The following is a 19,379-nucleotide window of genomic DNA, read 5'->3' on the forward strand; positions in this document are numbered from 1 at the left end:
GGGTTCCTCGACCGACACGCCGAAGTCCGTGGCGATACCGGCCAGGCCGTTGGCGTAGCCCTGGCCCACGGCGCGGGCCTTCCAGGCGCCGTTGCGCAGGTACACCTCGACGATGACCAGCGCGGTCTCGGTGCCGAGCTGCGGGGGCGTGAAGGTGGCCAGGACGGAGTTGTCGTCGGCGTTGCGGATGGTGGCCGTGGGCTCGATGCCCTGGAAGGTCTGGCCGGCGGCGTCCGGGCTGGCCGTGACCACGATCTTCTCGATGCCCGCGGGGACGGCGGCGGTGTCGATGGTGATCGCGTCGGGGGCGGTGCCGCCGCCGGAGCGGTACGTCACGCCGGGGCCCGTGGGCTGGTTGTAGAAGATGAAGTCGTCGTCGGAGCGCACCTTGCCGTCGGCGGTGAGCAGCAGGCTCGATACGTCTAGCCGCACCGGGGCGGTGACGTCCACCGTGACGCGGGCGGCGGAGAGAGGGATGTTCGAGCCGGGGGTCATAGCTGTCATGCCCCATTGAACGACCGAGGCCGCTTTACCGTTCCCTTACCAGGGGACCGATCGGGTCATCGGCGGTTGCGGGGGTGGTTTCTCGCGGTTCGTTCGTTTCCGTGCTTGTAGTTTCCGGTCCAGCGGGCCATGACGAGTTGGGGGTTGCCGGTGGTGACCTCCGCGAGGAACTTCTCCGCGCGTGCTCCTCGGAGGGTGCCGGCGGTTCGGCCGGCGTGGGTGATGCGGACGGTTCCGTCGTCGGACGCGGTGTATTCGAACCCGTTGGGTTGTGGCATGCCCGGATCGTAGGCGCGGTCCGCCTCCCACCCGAAACCCTTTTTCGCCCCCGCCGCCCCTACCCTTTCCCGTCCCCTGGGGGCTGCCGCCCCCAGACCCCCGATCGGCCTAAACGGCCTCGTCCTCAATCGCCGGACGGGCTTAAACCAGCCCCTCCGGCGTTTGAGGAGCGGGGGTCCAGGGGGCAGAGCCCCCTGGAGGACGGGACGGGAAGGGGTGGCGGGGGCGAGGAAATCCCAGGGGCTACTTGACGGCTCCCAGGGACAGGCCCTGGATCAGTTTGTCCTGGGCGGCGAACCCGGCGGCCAGCACCGGGAGGGAGACGACGAGGGAGGCAGCGCATACCTTTGCCAGGAACAGGCCCTGGCTGGTGATGAAGCCGGTCAGGAAGACGGGGGCCGTCTCGGCCACCACCCCGGTCAGCACCCTCGCGAACAGCAGCTCGTTCCAGCTGAAGATGAAGCAGATCAGCGCGGTCGCGGCGATCCCGGGGAGGGCCATCGGGGCGACCACCCGGGCCAGTACGGTCGGCAGGCGCGCGCCGTCCACCTTCGCCGCCTCCACCACCGCTGTCGGCACCTCCGACAGGAACGACTGCAGCATCCACACCGCTATCGGCAGGTTCATCGACGTGTAGAGGACGACCAGCAGCCAGATGTTGTCCAGCAGGCCCGTGTTCCTGGCGAAGAGGTAGATCGGCAGCAGGCCCGCCACCACCGGCAGCATCTTCGTCGACAGGAAGAAGAACAGGACGTCCGTCCACCTCTTCACCGGGCGGATCGACAGGGCGTAGGCCGCGGGGAGGGCCAGGACGAGGACCAGCAGGGTGGAGGAGACCGAGGCGACCGTCGAGTTGATCAGCGACGGCCACGGGCTCGCCCCGCCGTCCATGCCGAAGAACTCCCGGTAGCCGTCCAGGGTGAACGCGGCCCCGAAGGACGGCGGGTTGGTCGCCGCGTCCTCCTCCGAGTGGAAGGAGGTCAGTGCCATCCAGGCGATGGGCAGGAAGAACACGATCCCCGCCAGCCAGGCCACCAGACCGAGCCCTCCCCGGCGTACGGCGTTCATGCGCGGGACACCTCCTCGCGGAACAGGGACGACACGACCCGCAGCGCGAAGGTCGCGATGATGATCGAGCCGATGACGACCAGGACGCCGGCCGCCGAGGCGAGGCCGTTCTCATGGGCCTGGTAGAAGCTCTGGTAGACGGTGTAGGGCAGGTTCGCCGTGCCCAGGCCGCCCGAGGTGATGGTGAAGACCGCGTCGAAGTTCTGGACGATGTAGATCGAGCCGAGCAGCGCGCCGAGTTCGAGGTAGCGGCGCAGGTGCGGCAGCGTCAGATGGCGGAAGATCTGCCAGTCGCTCGCGCCGTCCACCCGGGCCGCCTCGATCTGCTCCTGGTCCCGGCTCTGCAGTCCCGCCAGCAGGATCAGCATCATGAACGGCGTCCACTGCCAGACCAGCGCGGCTTCCACCGCCAGCAGCGGGGTGTTGGAGATCCAGTCCGGCTGCGGGCCGCCCACGTAGTGCAGCAGACCGTTGAGCAGGCCGTACTCCGGGTTGTACAGGACGTGCTTCCAGAGCAGGGCCGCCGCCACCGGGACCACCAGGAACGGGGCGATCAGCAGGGTGCGGACCACTCCCCGGCCCTTGAACCTGCGGTCCAGCAGCAGGGCCAGGACCAGGCCCAGGGCCAGGCTGGCCAGGACGACCGCTGCGGTCAGCAGGATCGTTGTCCCCACCGACTGGCGCAGGTCGGGGTCGGTGAGGACCTCCGCGTAGTTGGACAGGCCGGTGAAGCGGCGGGCGTCGGGGTAGAGGGAGTTCCAGTCGAAGAAGGAGATCACCAGCGTCGCCACGAACGGCAGCTGGGTCACCACGATCATGAAGATCAGGGCGGGCAGGAGCGGGGCCCGGGTCGCCCAGGCGCGCAGCCGGTCCGAACGTGGCCGGTGCTCGACGCGCACGGGGGGCGGCGCGATCGGTGCGGTGGTCGTGGCGGTCATCGTCCCTCGTACTCCTCGGAGATCTTCTCGGCGAGCGCCTGCGACTTCCTCAGGGCCGACTCGACGGACTGCCGTCCGGCGATGGCCGCGCTGATCTCCTGGGAGACCTTGGTGCCGAGATCGGTGAACTCGGGGATGCCGACGAACTGGATGCCGGGCGCGGGGCGCGGCTGTACGCCGGGGTCGTTGGGGCGGGCGCCCTCGATGGCCTCCTTCGTCATCTCCTGGAAGGCGGCGGCCTCGGCGCGGTAGGCGGGGTTGGCGTAGGTGGAGGCGCGCTTGCCCGCCGGGACGTTGGACCAGCCGAACTCGTCGCCGACCAGTTCCTCGTACTGCTTGCCGGACGCCCAGGAGACGAACTTCCACGCCTTGTCGGGGTTGCGGGACGCCTCCTGGATGCCCCAGGCCCAGGTGTAGAGCCAGCCGGAGGACTCCGTCCTCTCGACCGGGGCCGGTGCGTAGCCGACCTTGCCCTGGACGGGGGAGCCGTCGGATTCGAGGGAGCCGGCGGCGGAGGTGGCGTCGTACCACATGGCGACCTTGCCCTGGGTCATGTTGTTCAGGCACTCGGCGAAGCCGGACTGGGCGGCGCCCGCCTCCCCGTGCTCACGGACCAGGCCGACATAGAACTCTGTCGCCCGCCGCCACTCGGGGGAGTCCAGCCGGGCCGTCCAGTTCTGGTCGAACCAGGTGCCGCCGAAGGTGTTCACGACCGTGGTGAGCGGTGCCATCACCTCGCCCCAGCCGGGCAGACCGCGCAGGCAGATGCCCTTCATGCCCGGCTCGGCGCCGTCGAGGCGGGCGGCGAGGTCGGCGACCTGCTGCCAGGTGGGGCGGGCGGGCATGGTCAGGCCCTGCCTCGCGAACACGTCCTTGCGGTACATCAGGAAGGACGACTCGCCGTAGAAGGGCTGGCCGTAGAGCTTGCCGTCGTCCCCGGTCAGGGACGCGCGCATGGGTTCGAGGATGTCCTGCTGGTCGTACTCCGGGTCGTCGGCGACGTAGGGGTCCAGCTCCTTGAGCCAGTCGTTGCGGGCGTAGATCGGTATCTCGTAGTTGGAGAGGGTGGCGACGTCGTACTGCCCGGCCTGGTTGGCGAAGTCCTGGCTGATCTTGTCGCGGACATCGTTTTCCGGCAGGACGGTGAAGTTGACCTTGATACCGGTCTCTTCGGTGAATCGGGGGGCGAGCTTCTGCAACTCCACCATCTGCGGGTTGTTGACCATGAGGACATTGATCGAGTCGCCGCCCGATCCGGCTCCGCCGGCGCCGACCCAGCAGCCGGTGAGCAGCGTTCCCAAGGCGACCGCGGCGAGGAGTGCGGTGCGCGGCCTCCGTCGGCTCTGGGTTCGCATGGATCGCTCCTGGGCGTATGGGGAGATAACGGGCGGGGAGGGGTGTGATGGTTCCTGGTGGGGTCGGGGGCGGGGGTCAGACGCGGATGATCTGCGGTCCCAGCAGGGAGTAGCGGTGTGCCTCGGCCGACGGGAGGAGGGTGCTGGTCACGATCGCCTCCAGCGCGCCCACGTCCGCGAACCGGCAGAAGCTGACCGCGCCGAACTTGGTGTGCACGCCCGCGAACACGATGCGCCGGGAGGCGCGCACGGCCTGCGCCTTGACCTCGCTGACCGCGGGGTCGGGCGTGGTCAGTCCGTGCTCCCGGGAGATGCCGTTGGCGCCGATGAAGGCGAGGTCGATGACGAACCCGGCCAGCATCTTGGTGGTCCAGTGGTCGACGGTGGCCAGGGTGCCGGCCCGGACCCGGCCGCCGAGCAGCAGCACCGAGACGTTCTCCGCCTCCGCGAGCGCGCCCGCGACCGGCAGTGACGCGGTGACCACCGTCAGCGGCCGGTCCCGGGGGAGCGCCTCGGCGATGAGCTGGGGAGTGAAGCCCTCGTCGACGAAGACGGTCTCGGCGTCCCCGATCAGCTCGGCCGCGGCGGCCGCGATCCTGCGCTTCTCGGGGACGTGGCTGGTGGCGCGGAAGGCGAGCGTGGTCTCGAAGCCGGCGCTCTCCACCGGGTAGGCGCCGCCGTGGGTACGGCGGACCAGGCCGTGGTCCTCCAGTGCGCGCAGGTCGCGGCGGACGGTCTCCTTGGCCACGCCGAGCTGGACGGCCAGCGCGTTCACGTCGACCGAGCCGCTGGCGCGGGCCACCCGGATGATCTCCCGCTGGCGTTCTTCCGCGGTCCTGTTCATCCCCGTCACCCGCCTCTCCGTCGAGGTGCCCGTTCGGGCGTATGAGGGAATTTCTACAGCGGGGAAGTGACGGTGACCAGGTTTGTTATCGGGCTGATGCTGACCGTTGGCGCCCGTTCGGGCGTGCGGCTGTCGGTGGGTGTACGGGGACAGGCGGGGGTGGGCGGTGGCCGTGTGAGGGTGTGTCGTGGCTGGTCAATCGGCATCCCGGTGGCCGTCGGGCGGTGCCCCCGGTGGGGGTCACGAAGCGCCGAGGGCGCCTGGGTGCCGTGCCCGAATGGGCGGGCAGGCGTGCCCGATCTCTGCCCGCCGCCTCACGCCCGGGGGCGCCTGATCGGTCAGTACGGCCAGATCGGCGGGTCGTTCACGAAGTGGCCGCCGAGGCAGGCGTGCGCCTCGTTCGCGGGGTCCAGCTCGCCCTGTTCGGCGATCAGCTTCTCGGCGTACGGCTCGGAGTCGTCCCGCGGTTCGTAGCCGAGGGCGCGGGCGCTGGTCAGGTCCCACCACAGGCGGGTGTTGGCGGAGGAGCCGTACACCACCGTGTGGCCGACGTGCTCGGCGGTCAGCGCCGCGTGCAGCAGACGGGCGCCGTCGGCCGGGCTCATCCAGACCGACAGCATGCGCACGTTGACCGGCTCCGGGAAGCAGGAGCCGATGCGCACCGACACGGTCTCCAGGCCGTACTTGTCCCAGTAGAACTGGGCGAGGTCCTCACCGAAGGACTTGGACAGGCCGTAGAAGGTGTCCGGGCGGCGCGGGGTGTCAATGGGGATCAGCGGGTCGTCGCCCTGGGGGCGCGGGGTGAAGCCGACGGCGTGGTTGGAGGAGGCGAAGACGATACGGGCGACGCCCTCCTCGCGGGCGGCCTCGTAGAGGTTGTAGGTGCCCTCGATGTTCGCCCTGAGGATCTTCTCGAAGGGGGCTTCCAGGGAGATCCCCGCGAGGTGGATGATCGCGTCGACCCCTCTGACGGCCTCGCGCAGGGCCTTCTTGTCGGCGAGGTCGGCGACGATCGCGTCCGGTGCGCCCTCGATGGGGCGCAGGTCGAGCAGGCGCAGTTCGTAGCCGTACTCCGGCAGCAGCTCCCGCATCAGAGTGCCGAGTCCGCCGGCGGCGCCGGTGAGCAGAACGGTGCGGGGCGCTGGCATCCTCGGGTCTCCTCGGGTCGACGGCCGTGTGAATCCAGGGGATGGCTTCATGCGTGCACGGTATTCACATCCGTGGACAAGCTATGGATCATCGCCTGGGGTCGTCAAGAGTAGCGGAGCGACTGTTCATAAACATAAACTTCGATCAGGATTCTGATCAGGGGTTTGCGACCCTCTGCAACCCCCGTCCACGTGACCGCACCCGTTCTAGGGAGAGCCTGTGACGCCAGCCGATCTCGCCGCTCGACTCGGCATCCCCAGCGGTCCGCTGTTCTTCCCGGTCACCGCCTACGCGCCGGACGGCGCCCTCGCCCCCGACGTCTACCGCGCGCACGTGCGCCGCGGCGTGGACGCCGGTGCCGCCGCCGTCTTCGCCTGCTGCGGCACCGGGGAGTTCCACGCGCTGACGCCCGAGGAGTACCAGGAGTGCGTACGGGCGGCCGTGGCGGAGACGGCGGGCCGGGTGCCGGTCGTCGCGGGCACCGGGTACGGCACCGCGCTCGCCGTGCGCTACGCGCGGCTCGCGCAGGAGGCCGGCGCCGACGGGCTTCTCGCCATGCCGCCGTATCTCGTGCACGCGGGGCAGGAGGGGCTGGCGCGGCACTACCGCGAGGTCGCCGCCGCCACCGCCCTTCCGGTGATCGTCTACCAGCGCGACAACGCCGTGTTCACCCCGCCGACGGTCGTCGAACTGGCCCGCACGGACGGGATCGTCGGGTTCAAGGACGGACTCGGCGACCTGGACCTGATGCAGCGGATCGTCAGCGCCGTACGCACCGAAGTCCCCGGCGACTTCCTGTACTTCAACGGACTGCCCACCGCAGAGCAGACCCAGCTCGCCTACCGCGCCCTGGGCATCACCCTGTACTCCTCGGCCGTGTTCTGCTTCGCCCCCGAGATCGCCCTCGCCTTCCACACGGCGCTGCGCACCGGCGACGACGCCACCGTACGGCGCCTGTTGGACGGCTTCTACCGGCCGTTCGTCGAACTGCGCGCCCAGGGCGCCGGATACGCCGTCGCGCTGGTCAAGGCCGGGGTGCGATTGCGGGGTCTGGACGTCGGGGAGGTCCGGCCGCCGCTGCACGAGCCGGCCGAGGACCATGTCAAGCAGCTCGCGGTACTGATCGAGCGCGGGTACGCGCTCCTTGAGGAGGACGGCCAGTGACGGTATCGGCGTTCGTCTACCCCTGGGACGTCAACGGCGACCCGGAGGCGGCGGGGCGGATCGCCGCGCTCGGGGTGGGGCAGGTGACGCTCGCGGCCGCCTACCACTCGACGCGCGCGCTGACCCCGCGGCACCCGCGCCACCGCATCGTCACGGCGGAGCACGCGGCGGTGCTGTACCCCCCGGGAGCGCTCTGGGAGGGGCGCAAGCTGCGGCCCTACCCCGCGGGTGACTGGGCCCCGGGTGATGCCTTCGGCGAGGCGGCACGGGCGCTCGCGGAGGCGGGCCTCGACGTGCACAGCTGGGTCGTGCTGGCGCACAACTCCCGTCTGGGCGCGGAGCATCCGGACACCTCCGTCGTCAACGCCTACGGCGACCGCTACCCCTGGGCGCCGTGCATCGCCCAGCCCGCCACGCGCGCGTACCTGACCGACCTGGCGGTCGAGGCGGCGGTACGGCCGGGCGCGCGGGGCACGGAACTGGAGTCCCTCGGCTGGTACGGCCTGGCCCATCTGCACGCCCACGACAAGACCGGCGGGGTCGGGCTCGGCGAGGCCGGGCAGTACCTGATGTCCCTCTGCTTCTGCCCGGCCTGCCGCGCGGGCTACGGCACCCAGGGCCTCGACCCCGACGAACTGGCGGCCCTCGTCCGGGCCGCGCTGGAGCCGCTGTGGCGGGGTGGGGGCGCCGACGAGGGCTGGGCGGACGTGGAGAAGCCGCTCGGCGAGTCGACCGCGGCGGCCACGCGCGCGTGGCGCGACGAAACGGCCCGCACGCTCCAGGAGTCCGTCGTCGCGGCGGTACGCGCCGCCGCGCCGCCCGGCTTCCGGATCCTGCTGCACGCCGACCCGGTGCCGTACCACTGCGGCGCCAACGCCGGGGTGGACCCCGCGCACATCCTGACCGTGGCCGACGGTGTGGTCGTGCCGTGCACGGGCGGGGCGGGGCTGCTGGCGCCGTTCGCGGAACAGGCGCGCGGTGTCCTCGCCGCCAACTTCACCGTGGTCTCCGGGATGGGCGGAAGCCCGGGGACGCTGGCGGCGGACATCGCGCGGGCGAGGGAACGGGGGGCCACGGAAGTGCGGCTGTATCACGCGGGGCTGGCGTCGGACGGGGACCTGGAGTCGGTGCGGGAGGCGTTGGCCGGGGCCTGAAGCAGGGGTACGGCGGCCAGTACGGGCACCAGGCCCGCGCACCCCAGCAGCAGGCGGTGATCGACCCCTTCCACCAGGGCCGCGCCCGCCGCCAGCCCGAGCACGTTCGGGGTGAACACCAGCGTCTGTGCGGTGGCCGTGACCCGGCCCAGCAGCGGACCCGGGGTCTCGTGCTGAATTCGGGTGAGCGTGGCGATCAGTACGGCGGGCAGTCCCGCGCCGATCGCCGCGCCGCACGCCAGGGCCACCGCGTCCGAGGGCACGGCCCTGAGCGCCACGGCGGCCCCGAACAGGGCGACCCCGCACGCCGCGAACCGAGGGGCGCCCAGACGGCGCAGGGTGGGCCCGGAGATCAGGCCCACCGCCACCGACCCGGCGCCCTGGGCGGCGTAGAGCACACCCGCGTACGCGGGGGAGTGGCCGAGGGCCTCGACGACCGGGTGGACCAGCGCGCCGTTGACCCCCGCGCAGAGCATGGTGACGCCGCCCGTCAGGGTCAGCAGCCGGGGTACCGGGCGCGCCCACAGGTGGCAGGCGCCCTCGGCGGTCCTGGTCCGCCGGCCGGCGGTGGGCCGCTGCGGCCGGGGCTCGCGGAGCCGGAGCCGGGCGTACACACCGGCCGCCAGCAGGAACGTCAGCGCGTCCAGGAGGGCCACGCCCGGGCCGCCGTACAGCGTGTAGAGGGCGGCACCGGCGGGAGGGGCGAGGATCTTCACGCCCTCGTTCGCCGTCATGCGCAGTCCGTTGAAGTCGCCGAGCAGGTCTGCGGGGAGGACTGATCCGACCAGGGCGGACTCGGCGGCGTCCTGGACGGCGCCAGTGGCGCCGTAGACGAACAGGACCGTGAACAGGAGCCAGACGGTGGCCGGGGAGTCCACCGTGAGCAGGGCCGGCAGGAGGGCCGCCAGCAGGGCGTTCGTGGCGATCAGCAGGGGCACCCGGCGGGTGCGGTCGGCGAGGGTGCCGAGCAGGGGGCCGGCCAGAGTGGGTGCCCACATCGCCACCAGACACAGTGCGGCGAGACCGTCGGAGCCCGTGAGGTCCTTCACCCACACCCCGGACACCAGCCAGAGCGCCGAGGTGCCGAAGCCGGAGACCACGACTCCGGTCAGACAGAGCGCGGCGGTGCGGTCGCGGGCCACCCGGAGCAACGTCCATTTCGTCGTCATGCCTGGTCAGCGTGGGCCTAAGGACCGGGGGTGCGGATCGGGCAGGTGCCTTAGACGACCAGGTGCGGGGGCGCGCGGCGATGAGTTCCCGGGGGCCGGAGGGTCAACCTTTCACCACCGAACTCAGGGAACGCCGAGGAGCGAGCCACCATGACGGAATCGATCATCGATCTCGGACCCCAGACCCGGGTCCTGGCCCGCCTCGCCGAGGGCGTGACCGACGCGCAGCTGACGGACCCGACCCCCTGCCCTGAGCTGCGGGTCCGCAATCTGCTGGGGCACCTGCTGGGCCTGACCGTCGCCTTCCGCGACGCCGGCCGCAAGAGCCTGGGCGCGACGACCGACACCAACCCCTTCGGCACCCTTCCCGACGTCGGGCCCGGCTGGCGCGAGGAGTTCCCGAAGGTCCTCGACGAACTCGCCGAGGTCTGGCGGGATCCTGAGGCGTGGACCGGGATGACCCGGGCGGGAGGCTTCGACCTGCCCGGCGAGGTCGCGGGTGCCGTGGCCGTCGACGAACTCGTCATCCACGGCTGGGACCTGGCCCGCGCCACGGGCCAGGCGTACACCCCGGACCCGGCCGCCCTGAACGCCTGCCACGCCTTCCAGCTCGCCTCCGAGCACGACCCGAGCCGGGACGAGATCTTCGGGCCGGTCGTCCCGGTCCCGGACACCGCCTCCGTACTGGACCACGCGGTGGGCCTGAGCGGGCGGGACCCGGGGTGGAGCCGGTCCTGAACGCGGAGGTCAGTGGCCCAACGACCGCCCGGGGACGCCGGATCGGGGTCCCCGGCCTCCGAGCGTGCCCCCAACTTCCTTTGTCAGAAGCATTGACGAAACACATGCGTGCTCCTACCTTCATCGCGTCGTACTTCGTACGTCATATATGAGACGCGATATGTGAGATCCGAGAGGCGCGCATGACCTCTGTGCCCACGCCGATCCCCTCCCGCACGCAGTACGTGCTGGAGGAGATCAAACGTCGTATCCTCACCGGGCAGTTGACGCCCGGCCAGGCCCTCGTCGAGACCGAGCTGGCCGCGCAGTTCGGGGTGTCCAAGACCCCGGTGCGCGAGGCGCTCAAGACGCTCGCCGGGACCGGGCTGGTGGTGATGAGCCAGTACAAGGGCGTCACGGTGCGCATGGTGGACGCGGACATGGCGCGCGAGGTCTACGACGTGCGGCTCCTCCTCGAACCCGAGGCGCTGCGCCGGGCGGTGCGCCGGGGCGCCTCGCTGGACGCCGCCAAGGACGCGCTGACCCGGGCCGACGAGGCCACCGACACCGCCGAACGCTCCCTGGCCAACCGGGAGTTCCACCGCGCCCTGTACCTGCCCTGCGGCAACCCGCTGCTCGGCCGGATGCTCGACGAGGTCCGCGACCAGGCCGCCCTGGTCTCCGCCGTCGCCTGGGCCTCCTCCCCCTCCTGGGAGCGGGAGGCCGGTGAGCACCGGGAGATCCTGCGGCTCGCCCTGGAGGGCGACGCGGACGGCGCAGCCCGCGCCCTGCACGCCCACATCGCGTCGTTCGTCGAGCGGGCGTTCCCCGACGCCTCGGACCAGGAAGGCCAGGAATGAGCAGCGAGACGTTCGAGACCCAGCGGGCGGCCCTGGCCGACGTGGTGTCGATCCCGGTGACCCCCTTCGCCGAGGACGGCAGCATCGACCAGGACGCCCACCGGGCCCTGCTGCGTCGGCTGCTCGACGGAGGCATCCGCACCCTCACCCCCAACGGCAACACCGGCGAGTTCTACGCCCTCACCCCGCAGGAGCGCCGGCTCGTCACCGAGATCACCCTCGACGAGGCCGGCGACCGCGCCGTGGTCATCGTCGGCGTCGGCCACGACGTGCCCACCGCCGTCGCCTCCGCCCGGCACGCCCGCGAGCGGGGCGCTGCGATGGTGATGGTGCACCAGCCCGTCCACCCCTACGTCTCGCAGAGCGGCTGGGTCGACTACCACCGCGCCATCGCCGAGGCCGTCCCCGAGCTGGGCGTGGTGCCCTACATCCGCAACGAGCGGCTGGAGGGGCGGCGGCTGGCCGAACTCGCCGACCACTGCCCGAACGTGATCGGTGTGAAGTACGCCGTCCCGGACGCCGCCCGGTTCGCCTCCTTCGCGCGGGACGCGGGCCTGGACCGCTTCGTGTGGGTCGCCGGGCTCGCCGAGCCGTACGCCCCCTCCTACTTCTCCGCGGGCGCCACCGGCTTCACCTCGGGGCTGGTGAACGTCGCCCCGGCCGTTTCGCTGAACATGATCGAGGCGCTTCGCTCCGGTGACTACCCGGCCGCCATGAAGGTCTGGGAGCAGATCCGCCGCTTCGAGGAACTGCGCGCCGCCAACGGCTCCGCCAACAACGTCACCGTCGTGAAGGAAGCCCTCGCCTCCCTCGGCCTGTGTCGCCGCGAGGTCCGCCCGCCGAGCCGCCCGCTGCCCGAGAGCGAGCGCGCCGAGGTCGCCGCGATAGCCGCGGGGTGGTCGGTATGACCGGCCGCCGCAGATCGCCGGAGGAGCTGCGCAGCCACCAGTGGTACGGCACCGAGGGCCAGTTGCGCACCTGGTCGCACAACGCCCGGATGCGGCAGCTCGGTTACGAGGACGAGGAGTACCGGGGCCGCCCGGTGATCGCCGTCCTGAACACCTGGTCCGACATCAACCCCTGCCACGTGCATCTGCGCGAGCGGGCCCAGGCGGTCAAGCGGGGTGTGTGGCAGGCGGGCGGCTTCCCGCTGGAGTTCCCGGTCTCCACCCTCTCGGAGACCTACCAGAAGCCGACCCCCATGCTCTACCGCAACCTCCTCGCCCTGGAGACGGAGGAGCTGCTGCGCTCCTACCCCGTGGACGCGGCGGTCCTGCTCGGCGGCTGCGACAAGTCGACCCCGGCCCTGCTGATGGGCGCGGCCTCCGCCGACATCCCGTCGATCTTCGTGCCCGCGGGACCCATGCTGCCGGGGCACTGGCGCGGGGAGACCCTCGGGTCCGGTACCGACATGTGGAAGTACTGGGACGAGCACCGCGCGGGCAACCTCACCGACTGCGAACTGCGCGAACTCCAGGGCGGCCTGGCCCGTTCCCCGGGCCACTGCATGACCATGGGCACCGCCTCCACGATGACCGCGGCGGCCGAGGCGCTCGGCATGACCCTGTCCGGCGCCTCCTCGATCCCCGCCGTCGACTCCGGGCACGAGCGGATGGCCGCCGCCTCCGGGCGCCGCGCCGTGGAGCTGGCCTGGACCGGGCTCGCCCCCTCGCGGATCCTCACCAGGGAGGCCTTCGAGGACGCCGTCACCACCGTGCTCGGCCTCGGCGGCTCCACCAACGCCGTCATCCACCTGATCGCCCTCGCCCGCCGCTGCCAGGTCGACCTCACCCTCGACGACTTCGACCGCATCGCGCGGACCGTGCCGGTGCTGGCCAACGTCCGGCCGGGCGGCGAGACGTACCTGATGGAGGACTTCCACTTCGCCGGGGGACTGCCCGCCTTCCTCTCCCGCATCCCCGACCTGCTGCACCTGGACCGCCCCACCGTGAGCGGCACCCTCGGCGAGCGCATCGCCGGCGCCCAAGTGCACAACGACGACGTCATCCGGCCCCGGGACAACCCCGTCGCGGCCGAGGGAGGGGTCGCCGTACTGCGCGGCAACCTCTGCCCCGACGGCGCCGTCATCAAGCACATCTCCGCCGAACCGCACCTGCTCAAGCACACCGGCCCCGCCGTCGTCTTCGACGACTACAAGGCCATGCAGCGCACCATCAACGACCCGGACCTGGGCATCACCGCCGACAGCGTGCTGGTGCTGCGCAACTCCGGCCCCAAGGGCGGCCCCGGCATGCCCGAGTACGGAATGCTCCCCATCCCCGACCACCTCCTCAAACAGGGGGTACGGGACATGGTCCGGATCTCCGACGCCCGCATGAGCGGCACCAGTTACGGCGCCTGCGCGCTGCACGTCGCGCCGGAGTCGTACGTCGGCGGACCCCTCGCGCTGGTCCGCACCGGGGATCTGATCACCCTGGACGTCGAGGCGCGCACCCTCCAACTGAACGTGGACGACGAGGAGTTGGAGCGGCGCCGGGCCGCGTGGACACCCCCGCCCACCCGCTACGAACGGGGATACGGCGCGCTCTACAACGACCAGGTCGGCCAGGCCGACACCGGCTGCGACTTCGAGTTCCTGGCCCGCCCGGGCGAGGTGCGGGACCCGTACGCCGGCTGAACCACCCCTCGACCGCCGCCCCTCTTGGTCGAGACCCCGAACAGTGATCGGAAAGCGCTTCACCGAGAACGGAGAAACAGTCATGGCCCAAGCCGCAGCCGTGGCGAAACCGCCCGCGCCACCGAGGCGGCGCCGTGCCTCCGCCACCCCGCGCAGGCTGCCGTACCTGCTGATCGCCCCGGCCGCCCTGCTCATGCTGGGCTTCATCGCCTACCCGGTGATCAGCGTCTTCTACTACAGCCTGCAGAACTACAACCCCACCAAACCGTGGCGCAACGGCTTCGCGGGCTTCGACAACTTCGTCCACGCCTTCACCGACGACCCGCTGTTCTGGGACACCCTGGTCTTCAGCGCCAAGTGGGTGGTCGTCGAGGTCGGACTCCAGCTGCTGTTCGGACTCGCGCTGGCCCTCATCGTCAACCAGACCTTCGTCGGGCGGGGTCTGGGACGGGCGCTGGTGTTCTCGCCGTGGGCCGTCTCCGGGGTGCTGACCTCCGCGATCTGGGTGCTGCTCTACAACTCCCAGACCGGAATCACCCGTTACCTCGCGGACATGGGCATCGGCTCCTACGGCACCAGCTGGCTGTCGGACACCTCCACCGTCTTCCCGGCGGCGATCGTCGCCGACCTGTGGCGCGGGGTGCCCTTCTTCGCGATCCTCATCCTCGCCGACCTCCAGTCCGTCTCCAAGGACCTCTACGAGGCCGCCGAGGTCGACGGGGCCAGCCGGTTCAAGCAGTTCTGGCACATCACGCTGCCGCACCTGAAGGACGCCATCATCCTGTCCACGCTGCTGCGCGCGGTGTGGGAGTTCAACAACGTCGACCTGCTCTACACCCTCACCGGCGGCGGACCCGCGGGCGAGACGACGACCCTCCCGCTCTACATCGCCAACACCAGCGTCGACGCCCACAACTTCGGCTACGCGTCGGCCCTGACCACCGTCGCGTTCGTGATCCTGCTCTTCTGCTCGATGGTCTATCTGCGGCTGAGCAAGTTCGGAGGCGAGAGCAAGTGAGCATCAAGGAAGCCGCCCCCGCCGTGCCCACCGTGCGCACGTCCCCGCCACCGCCCCGGCCCACCAAGGGCCACCGCGCCTGGGACGAGGTCCCGCGCTGGCAGATCTACCTCCCGCTCGGCATCTACCTGCTGTTCACCCTGATCCCCTTCTACTGGATCCTGCTCTTCGCGCTCCGCCCGGCCGGTTCCACCTCCCTGGTGCCCTGGCCGATGACCTTCGACCACTTCGACAAGGTGTGGAATGAGCGCAGCTTCGGCACCTACTTCCAGAACAGCGTCCTGGTCGGCCTCGCCACCCTGGTGATGACGACGGTTGTCGCCCTGGCCGGGGGTTACGCGCTCGCCCGGTTCGACTTCAAGGTCAAGCGGGCCTTCATGCTGGCCCTGCTGTGCTCGCAGTTCGTGCCCGGCGCGCTGCTGCTGGTACCGCTGTTCGAGATCTTCGCCGAACTGCAGATGATCAACTCACTCGGCAGCGTCGTCCTCGCCGAGACCGTCTTCCAGCTCCCGCTGTCGATGATCCTGATCAGCAACTTCATCAAGAACGTGCCGTACTCCCTGGAGGAGGCCGCCTGGGTGGACGGCTGCGGACGGCTGCGGGCCTTCCGGGTGGTCGTGCTGCCGCTGCTGCGGCCCGGTCTGATCGCCGTCGGCTCCTTCGCCTTCGTGCACTCCTGGAACCACTTCCTGTTCGCCCTGATGTTCCTCAACAACCAGGAGAAGCAGACCGTCCCGGTCGGCCTCAACACCCTGATGAGCGCGGACAGCGTCGACCTCGGCGCCCTCGCGGCGGGCGGCATCATCGCCGCCGTCCCCGTGGTCATCGTCTTCGCCTTCATCCAGAAGTGGCTGATCACCGGGTTCAGCGCGGGGGCGGTGAAGGGATGACCACTCCACGGACGGACACGGCCACCCCGGTGGTGCTGGCCGGTGCGCGCGGGCACGGCCGCTGGCACCTGGAGAACATCCGCCGCCTCCAGCGCCGCGGGATCGTCCGGCTGGCCGGCATCTGCGAACTCACGCCGCTCACCCCGCAGGAGATCCCCGACGGGCTCGGCACCCCTGAGCAGTCCCCCGACTTCGGGGCGCTGCTGGACGCCACCGGCGCCCGGATCGCGGTGATCTGCACGCCGATCCCGACCCACACCGACCTGGCGCTGAAGGCCGCCGACCGGGGCGTGCACCTGCTGCTGGAGAAGCCGCCCGCCCCCTCCTACGCGGAGTTCCGGCGCATGGCCGACGGGGTCGCCGCGGCGGGCGTCGCCTGCCAGATCGGCTTCCAGTCGCTCGGTTCGCAGGCGGTGCCCGCGATCCGCCGGATGATCGCCGACGGCACCGTCGGCGCTCTCGTCGGCATCGGCGGCGCCGGGGCCTGGGCCCGCCCCGAGTCGTACTACCGGCGCGCCCCCTGGGCCGGGAAGCGGCGCCTGCACGGCGTCGACGTGATCGACGGGGCGCTCACCAACCCGCTCGCGCACGCCGTCGCCACCGCCCTCGCGCTCGGCGGCACCGACCGCGCCGACGACGTCACCGGCGTGGAGACCGAGCTGCTGCGCGCCAACGACATCGAGTCCGACGACACCTCCTGCGTCCGGATCTCCACCGGCCACGGCCACCCGGTCACCGTCGCCGCCACCCTGTGCGCCGAACACCCCGACGAGCCGTACGTCGTGGTGCACGGCAGCAGCGGCCGCATCACCTTCTGGTACAAGCAGGACCGGGTCCTGCTCCAGCGCGCCGGACACGGCCCGCAGGAGTTCGAGTACGGCCGCACCGACCTGCTGGAGAACCTGGTCCGGCACCTCACCGACGGCACCGACCTGCTGGTCGTGCCCGAGCGGACCGGCGCCTTCATGCAGGTCGTCGAGGCGATCCGGCGGGCCCCCGACCCCGCCCCGCTGCCCGCCGGCTCCTGGCACCTGCTCGCCGACGAGCAGCGCCGGGTCGTACCCGGCGTGGACGGCCTGGTCGCCGCCGCGGCCGACACCCTCGCCCTCTACTCCGAGCTGGGCGCCCCCTGGGCGCTGCCCCACGGTCTGCGCAAAGAGGTGAGCACTTGATGACGACCAGCGACACCCCGGTACTGCGGGTCGCGGCCCGCCCGGTCGCCCGCTACGTCACCCGGCCCGAACTGCCCGCCCGGCTCTCCCCGCGCCCCTATCTGCACCCGGTCACCACCCTGGCCGGCACTCCGGTCACCGAGCTGCGGCCCGCCGACCACGCACACCACCTCGGCGTCGGTGTCGCCGTTCCCGACGTCGAGGGGCACAACTTCTGGGGCGGCCGCACCTTCGTCCGCGACCGGGGTCCCACCGAACTGGACAACCACGGAGCCCAGCGCCACCTGGGCTTCCAACTCCGCGACCCCGACGGGTTCGTGGAGGAACTGCGCTGGACGGCCGCCGGAACGGAACTGCTGCGCGAGCGCCGTACCGTCGCCGCGACCGAACTCACCGACGCCGCCTGGGCGCTGGACTTCACCTTCTCCCTCACCAACGTCACCGCGGGGGCGCTGTCCATCGGCAGCCCCGCCACCAACGGCCGCCCCGGCGCCGGGTACGGCGGGTTCTTCTGGCGGGCCCGCAAGGAGGGCACGTCCCCCGATGTGCTCGTCCCGAACGCGGAGGGGGAGGAGCGGGTGCACGGCCGCCGCGCCGACTGGGTCGCCCTGGTCGGCTCCACCTGGACGCTGGTCTTCGCGGGCGCCACCGAACGCACCCGTGAGGACCCGTGGTTCGTACGTGCCGGGGAGTACCCGGGTGTCGGCTCCTCGCTCGCCCACGACCAGCGGCTCGCGGTGCCGCCGGGCGACACCGTGGTCCGGCGGATCGTCACCGTCGTCGCCGACGGCCGCCTCGACCACGCGGCGGCCGGGGCCCTGGTCCGCAAGGCGGTGAGCGCGTGAACACCAAGGCCGGCCCGGACACTTACACCAACCCGGTCCTCAACGCCGACTGGTCCGACCCGGACGTGATCCGCGTCGGGGACGACTTCTACCTCACCGCCTCCAGCTTCGGCCGCGTCCCGGGCCTGCCGTTGCTGCACTCCCGCGACCTGGTCAACTGGACCCTGGTCGGCCATGCCCTGCAACGCCTCGAACCCGAGGCCGAGTTCCGCGTCCCCCGGCACGACTGCGGCGTCTGGGCCCCCTCCCTGCGCCACCACGCCGACCGGTTCTGGATCTTCTGGGGCGACCCCGACCAGGGCATCTACCAGGTCAACGCGCCCGAGATCCGGGGGCCCTGGACCCGGCCGCACCTGGTCAAGGCGGGCAAGGGACTGATCGACCCCTGCCCCCTGTGGGACGAGGAGACCGGCGAGGCGTACCTGGTGCACGCCTGGGCCAAATCCCGCTCCGGGACCAAGAACCGGCTCACCGGGCACCGGATGCACCCCGACGGCACCGAACTCCTCGACGCGGGCAAGGTGATCGTCGACGGCGACCGCATCCCCGGCTGGTTCACCCTGGAGGGCCCCAAGCTCTACCGGCACGACGGCTGGTTCTGGATCCTCGCCCCGGCCGGGGGAGTGGAGACCGGCTGGCAGGGCGCCTTCCGCTCGCGCGGCTTCTTCGGCCCGTACGAGGAACGGATCGTGCTCGAACAGCGGGACACCGACGTCAACGGCCCCCACCAGGGCGGCTGGGTGCGCACCGGGGCCGGTGAGGACTGGTTCGTCCACTTCCAGCAGCGCGGCGCCTACGGCAGGGTCGTGCACCTCCAGCCGATGCGCTGGGCAGCCGACGGCTGGCCGGTCGTCGGTGCCGACGGCGCCCCCGTGGCCGTACACCGCAGGCCCGCGCTGCCGCCGCAGCCGCCCGCGGCGCCCGCCACCGACGACGACTTCCCCGGCGGACGGTACGGCAGGCAGTGGCAGTGGACGGCCAACCCGCGCGACGGCTGGTCCACCCAGCACTCGGCGGACGGACTGCGGCTCACCTGCGTCCGCACCGACGACCCGCACGACCTGCGGACACTGCCCCACATCCTCACCCAGCGGCTGCCCGGCACCCCGGCCGCGGTCGAGGTCGGACTGCGCCTGCACAGCGAACAGCCGGGAGCCCGGGCCGGACTCACGGTGCTCGGTGACGCGTACGGCTGGATCGGGCTCCAGCGCGAGAGCGACGGCTCGGTCCACCTGGTCCACCGCTTCGCGGAGACCGTCGCCGAGCGCGAACGCGACGCCGCCCACCCCGTACCCGCCCCCGACGGAGCCGCCCGGCTCCGGATCGACATCGCGGCCGGCGCCCGCTGCCGGTTCCACTACGACACCGGCGACGGCTGGACGCCCTCCGGCCCCGTCTTCGCCGCCACCCCCTGGCGCTGGGTGGGAGCCCTGCTCGGCCTGTTCGCGCTCGCGCCCGCCGGTCAGGGACACGCCGGCGCGGCAACCTTCACGCACTTCACGGTCACCAACTCCTAGCACCCGTACGCCCGTCGGGAGCCGCAACGACGCATCTCCGTGGCAAGCGCTTGCCGGCGACGGGCGGAACCACCGCCACCACCGCCCCCACAACTCCA

The 19,379-nt window shown here is 71.6% G+C and carries 19 protein-coding genes; 11 read left to right on the top strand and 8 right to left on the bottom strand.

Annotated elements, in window-relative coordinates:
• The 7 genes from GA0115233_RS32355 to GA0115233_RS32385 form a co-directional block, all read right to left on the bottom strand.
• On the bottom strand, window positions 1-495 hold a 495-nt coding region (locus GA0115233_RS32355), incomplete at its 3' end, for a TerD family protein (protein ID WP_141689599.1).
• Window positions 496-560: 65 nt separating this feature from the next.
• Window positions 561-782, bottom strand: coding sequence for a hypothetical protein (locus GA0115233_RS32360; protein ID WP_093723892.1), 222 nt, complete (start codon window positions 780-782; stop codon window positions 561-563).
• 244 nt (window positions 783-1,026) lie between these two features.
• Window positions 1,027-1,851, bottom strand: a complete 825-nt coding sequence (locus GA0115233_RS32365) for a carbohydrate ABC transporter permease (protein WP_093723893.1) — start codon at window positions 1,849-1,851, stop codon at window positions 1,027-1,029.
• Window positions 1,848-2,789 carry a carbohydrate ABC transporter permease gene (locus tag GA0115233_RS32370; RefSeq protein WP_093723894.1) on the bottom strand — a complete coding sequence of 314 codons (942 nt, stop codon included), beginning with the start codon at window positions 2,787-2,789 and terminating at the stop codon, window positions 1,848-1,850. Before GA0115233_RS32370 ends, GA0115233_RS32365 begins: the two co-directional genes overlap by 4 nt.
• A complete protein-coding gene (locus GA0115233_RS32375) occupies window positions 2,786-4,144 on the bottom strand; it encodes an ABC transporter substrate-binding protein (RefSeq protein ID WP_093723895.1) in 1,359 nt (452 codons plus the stop codon). The genes GA0115233_RS32370 and GA0115233_RS32375 overlap by 4 nt, the downstream gene beginning before the upstream one ends.
• A 76-nt stretch (window positions 4,145-4,220) precedes the next feature.
• A complete protein-coding gene (locus GA0115233_RS32380; protein WP_176712022.1) occupies window positions 4,221-4,988 on the bottom strand; it encodes a DeoR/GlpR family DNA-binding transcription regulator in 768 nt (255 codons plus the stop codon).
• Between the two features lie 338 nt (window positions 4,989-5,326).
• Window positions 5,327-6,136 carry an NAD-dependent epimerase/dehydratase family protein gene (locus GA0115233_RS32385; RefSeq protein ID WP_093723897.1) on the bottom strand — a complete coding sequence of 270 codons (810 nt, stop codon included), beginning with the start codon at window positions 6,134-6,136 and terminating at the stop codon, window positions 5,327-5,329.
• Between the two features lie 220 nt (window positions 6,137-6,356).
• Here GA0115233_RS32385 and GA0115233_RS32390 point away from each other — a divergent pair, with 220 nt between their 5' ends.
• Both GA0115233_RS32390 and GA0115233_RS32395 read left to right on the top strand, forming a co-directional pair.
• The gene (locus tag GA0115233_RS32390) at window positions 6,357-7,301 is read left to right on the top strand and encodes a 5-dehydro-4-deoxyglucarate dehydratase (RefSeq protein WP_093723898.1); all 945 of its coding nucleotides are present in this window, start codon (window positions 6,357-6,359) and stop codon (window positions 7,299-7,301) included.
• Window positions 7,298-8,455: a hypothetical protein gene (locus tag GA0115233_RS32395; protein WP_093723899.1), complete on the top strand. Its 1,158-nt coding sequence runs from the start codon at window positions 7,298-7,300 to the stop codon at window positions 8,453-8,455. The genes GA0115233_RS32390 and GA0115233_RS32395 overlap by 4 nt, the downstream gene beginning before the upstream one ends.
• Here GA0115233_RS32395 and GA0115233_RS32400 read toward each other — a convergent pair.
• On the bottom strand, window positions 8,392-9,624 hold the full coding sequence (locus GA0115233_RS32400) for an MFS transporter (protein ID WP_093723900.1): 1,233 nt from the start codon (window positions 9,622-9,624) through the stop codon (window positions 8,392-8,394). The genes GA0115233_RS32395 and GA0115233_RS32400 overlap by 64 nt on opposite strands.
• Window positions 9,625-9,774: 150 nt before the next feature.
• On the opposite strand from GA0115233_RS32400, the gene GA0115233_RS32405 reads away from it, so the two are divergent.
• From GA0115233_RS32405 to GA0115233_RS32445, 9 genes are all read left to right on the top strand, one after another.
• Window positions 9,775-10,362 carry a TIGR03086 family metal-binding protein gene (locus GA0115233_RS32405; RefSeq protein ID WP_093723901.1) on the top strand — a complete coding sequence of 196 codons (588 nt, stop codon included), beginning with the start codon at window positions 9,775-9,777 and terminating at the stop codon, window positions 10,360-10,362.
• 182 nt (window positions 10,363-10,544) lie between these two features.
• Window positions 10,545-11,201, top strand: a complete 657-nt coding sequence (locus GA0115233_RS32410; protein WP_093723902.1) for a GntR family transcriptional regulator — start codon at window positions 10,545-10,547, stop codon at window positions 11,199-11,201.
• Window positions 11,198-12,109 carry a dihydrodipicolinate synthase family protein gene (locus GA0115233_RS32415; RefSeq protein ID WP_093723903.1) on the top strand — a complete coding sequence of 304 codons (912 nt, stop codon included), beginning with the start codon at window positions 11,198-11,200 and terminating at the stop codon, window positions 12,107-12,109. Before GA0115233_RS32410 ends, GA0115233_RS32415 begins: the two co-directional genes overlap by 4 nt.
• Window positions 12,106-13,839 carry an L-arabinonate dehydratase gene (gene araD / locus GA0115233_RS32420; protein ID WP_093723904.1) on the top strand — a complete coding sequence of 578 codons (1,734 nt, stop codon included), beginning with the start codon at window positions 12,106-12,108 and terminating at the stop codon, window positions 13,837-13,839. Before GA0115233_RS32415 ends, araD begins: the two co-directional genes overlap by 4 nt.
• Before the next feature lie 82 nt (window positions 13,840-13,921).
• A complete protein-coding gene (locus GA0115233_RS32425; RefSeq protein ID WP_093723905.1) occupies window positions 13,922-14,857 on the top strand; it encodes a carbohydrate ABC transporter permease in 936 nt (311 codons plus the stop codon).
• A gap of 23 nt (window positions 14,858-14,880) precedes the next feature.
• Window positions 14,881-15,747: a carbohydrate ABC transporter permease gene (locus GA0115233_RS32430; RefSeq protein WP_250747047.1), complete on the top strand. Its 867-nt coding sequence runs from the start codon at window positions 14,881-14,883 to the stop codon at window positions 15,745-15,747.
• On the top strand, window positions 15,744-16,919 hold the full coding sequence (locus GA0115233_RS32435) for a Gfo/Idh/MocA family protein (protein WP_093723907.1): 1,176 nt from the start codon (window positions 15,744-15,746) through the stop codon (window positions 16,917-16,919). The genes GA0115233_RS32430 and GA0115233_RS32435 overlap by 4 nt, the downstream gene beginning before the upstream one ends.
• Window positions 16,919-17,764 (top strand): DUF6807 domain-containing protein, encoded by an 846-nt coding sequence (locus tag GA0115233_RS32440; RefSeq protein WP_093723908.1) that lies wholly within the window; start codon window positions 16,919-16,921, stop codon window positions 17,762-17,764. The genes GA0115233_RS32435 and GA0115233_RS32440 overlap by 1 nt, the downstream gene beginning before the upstream one ends.
• Window positions 17,761-19,281 (top strand): glycoside hydrolase family 43 protein, encoded by a 1,521-nt coding sequence (locus GA0115233_RS32445; RefSeq protein WP_093723909.1) that lies wholly within the window; start codon window positions 17,761-17,763, stop codon window positions 19,279-19,281. Before GA0115233_RS32440 ends, GA0115233_RS32445 begins: the two co-directional genes overlap by 4 nt.
• Window positions 19,282-19,379: the final 98 nt, after the last annotated feature.

The organism is Streptomyces sp. DI166 (assembly GCF_900091315.1).
GTDB lineage: Bacteria > Actinomycetota > Actinomycetes > Streptomycetales > Streptomycetaceae > Streptomyces > Streptomyces fuscus.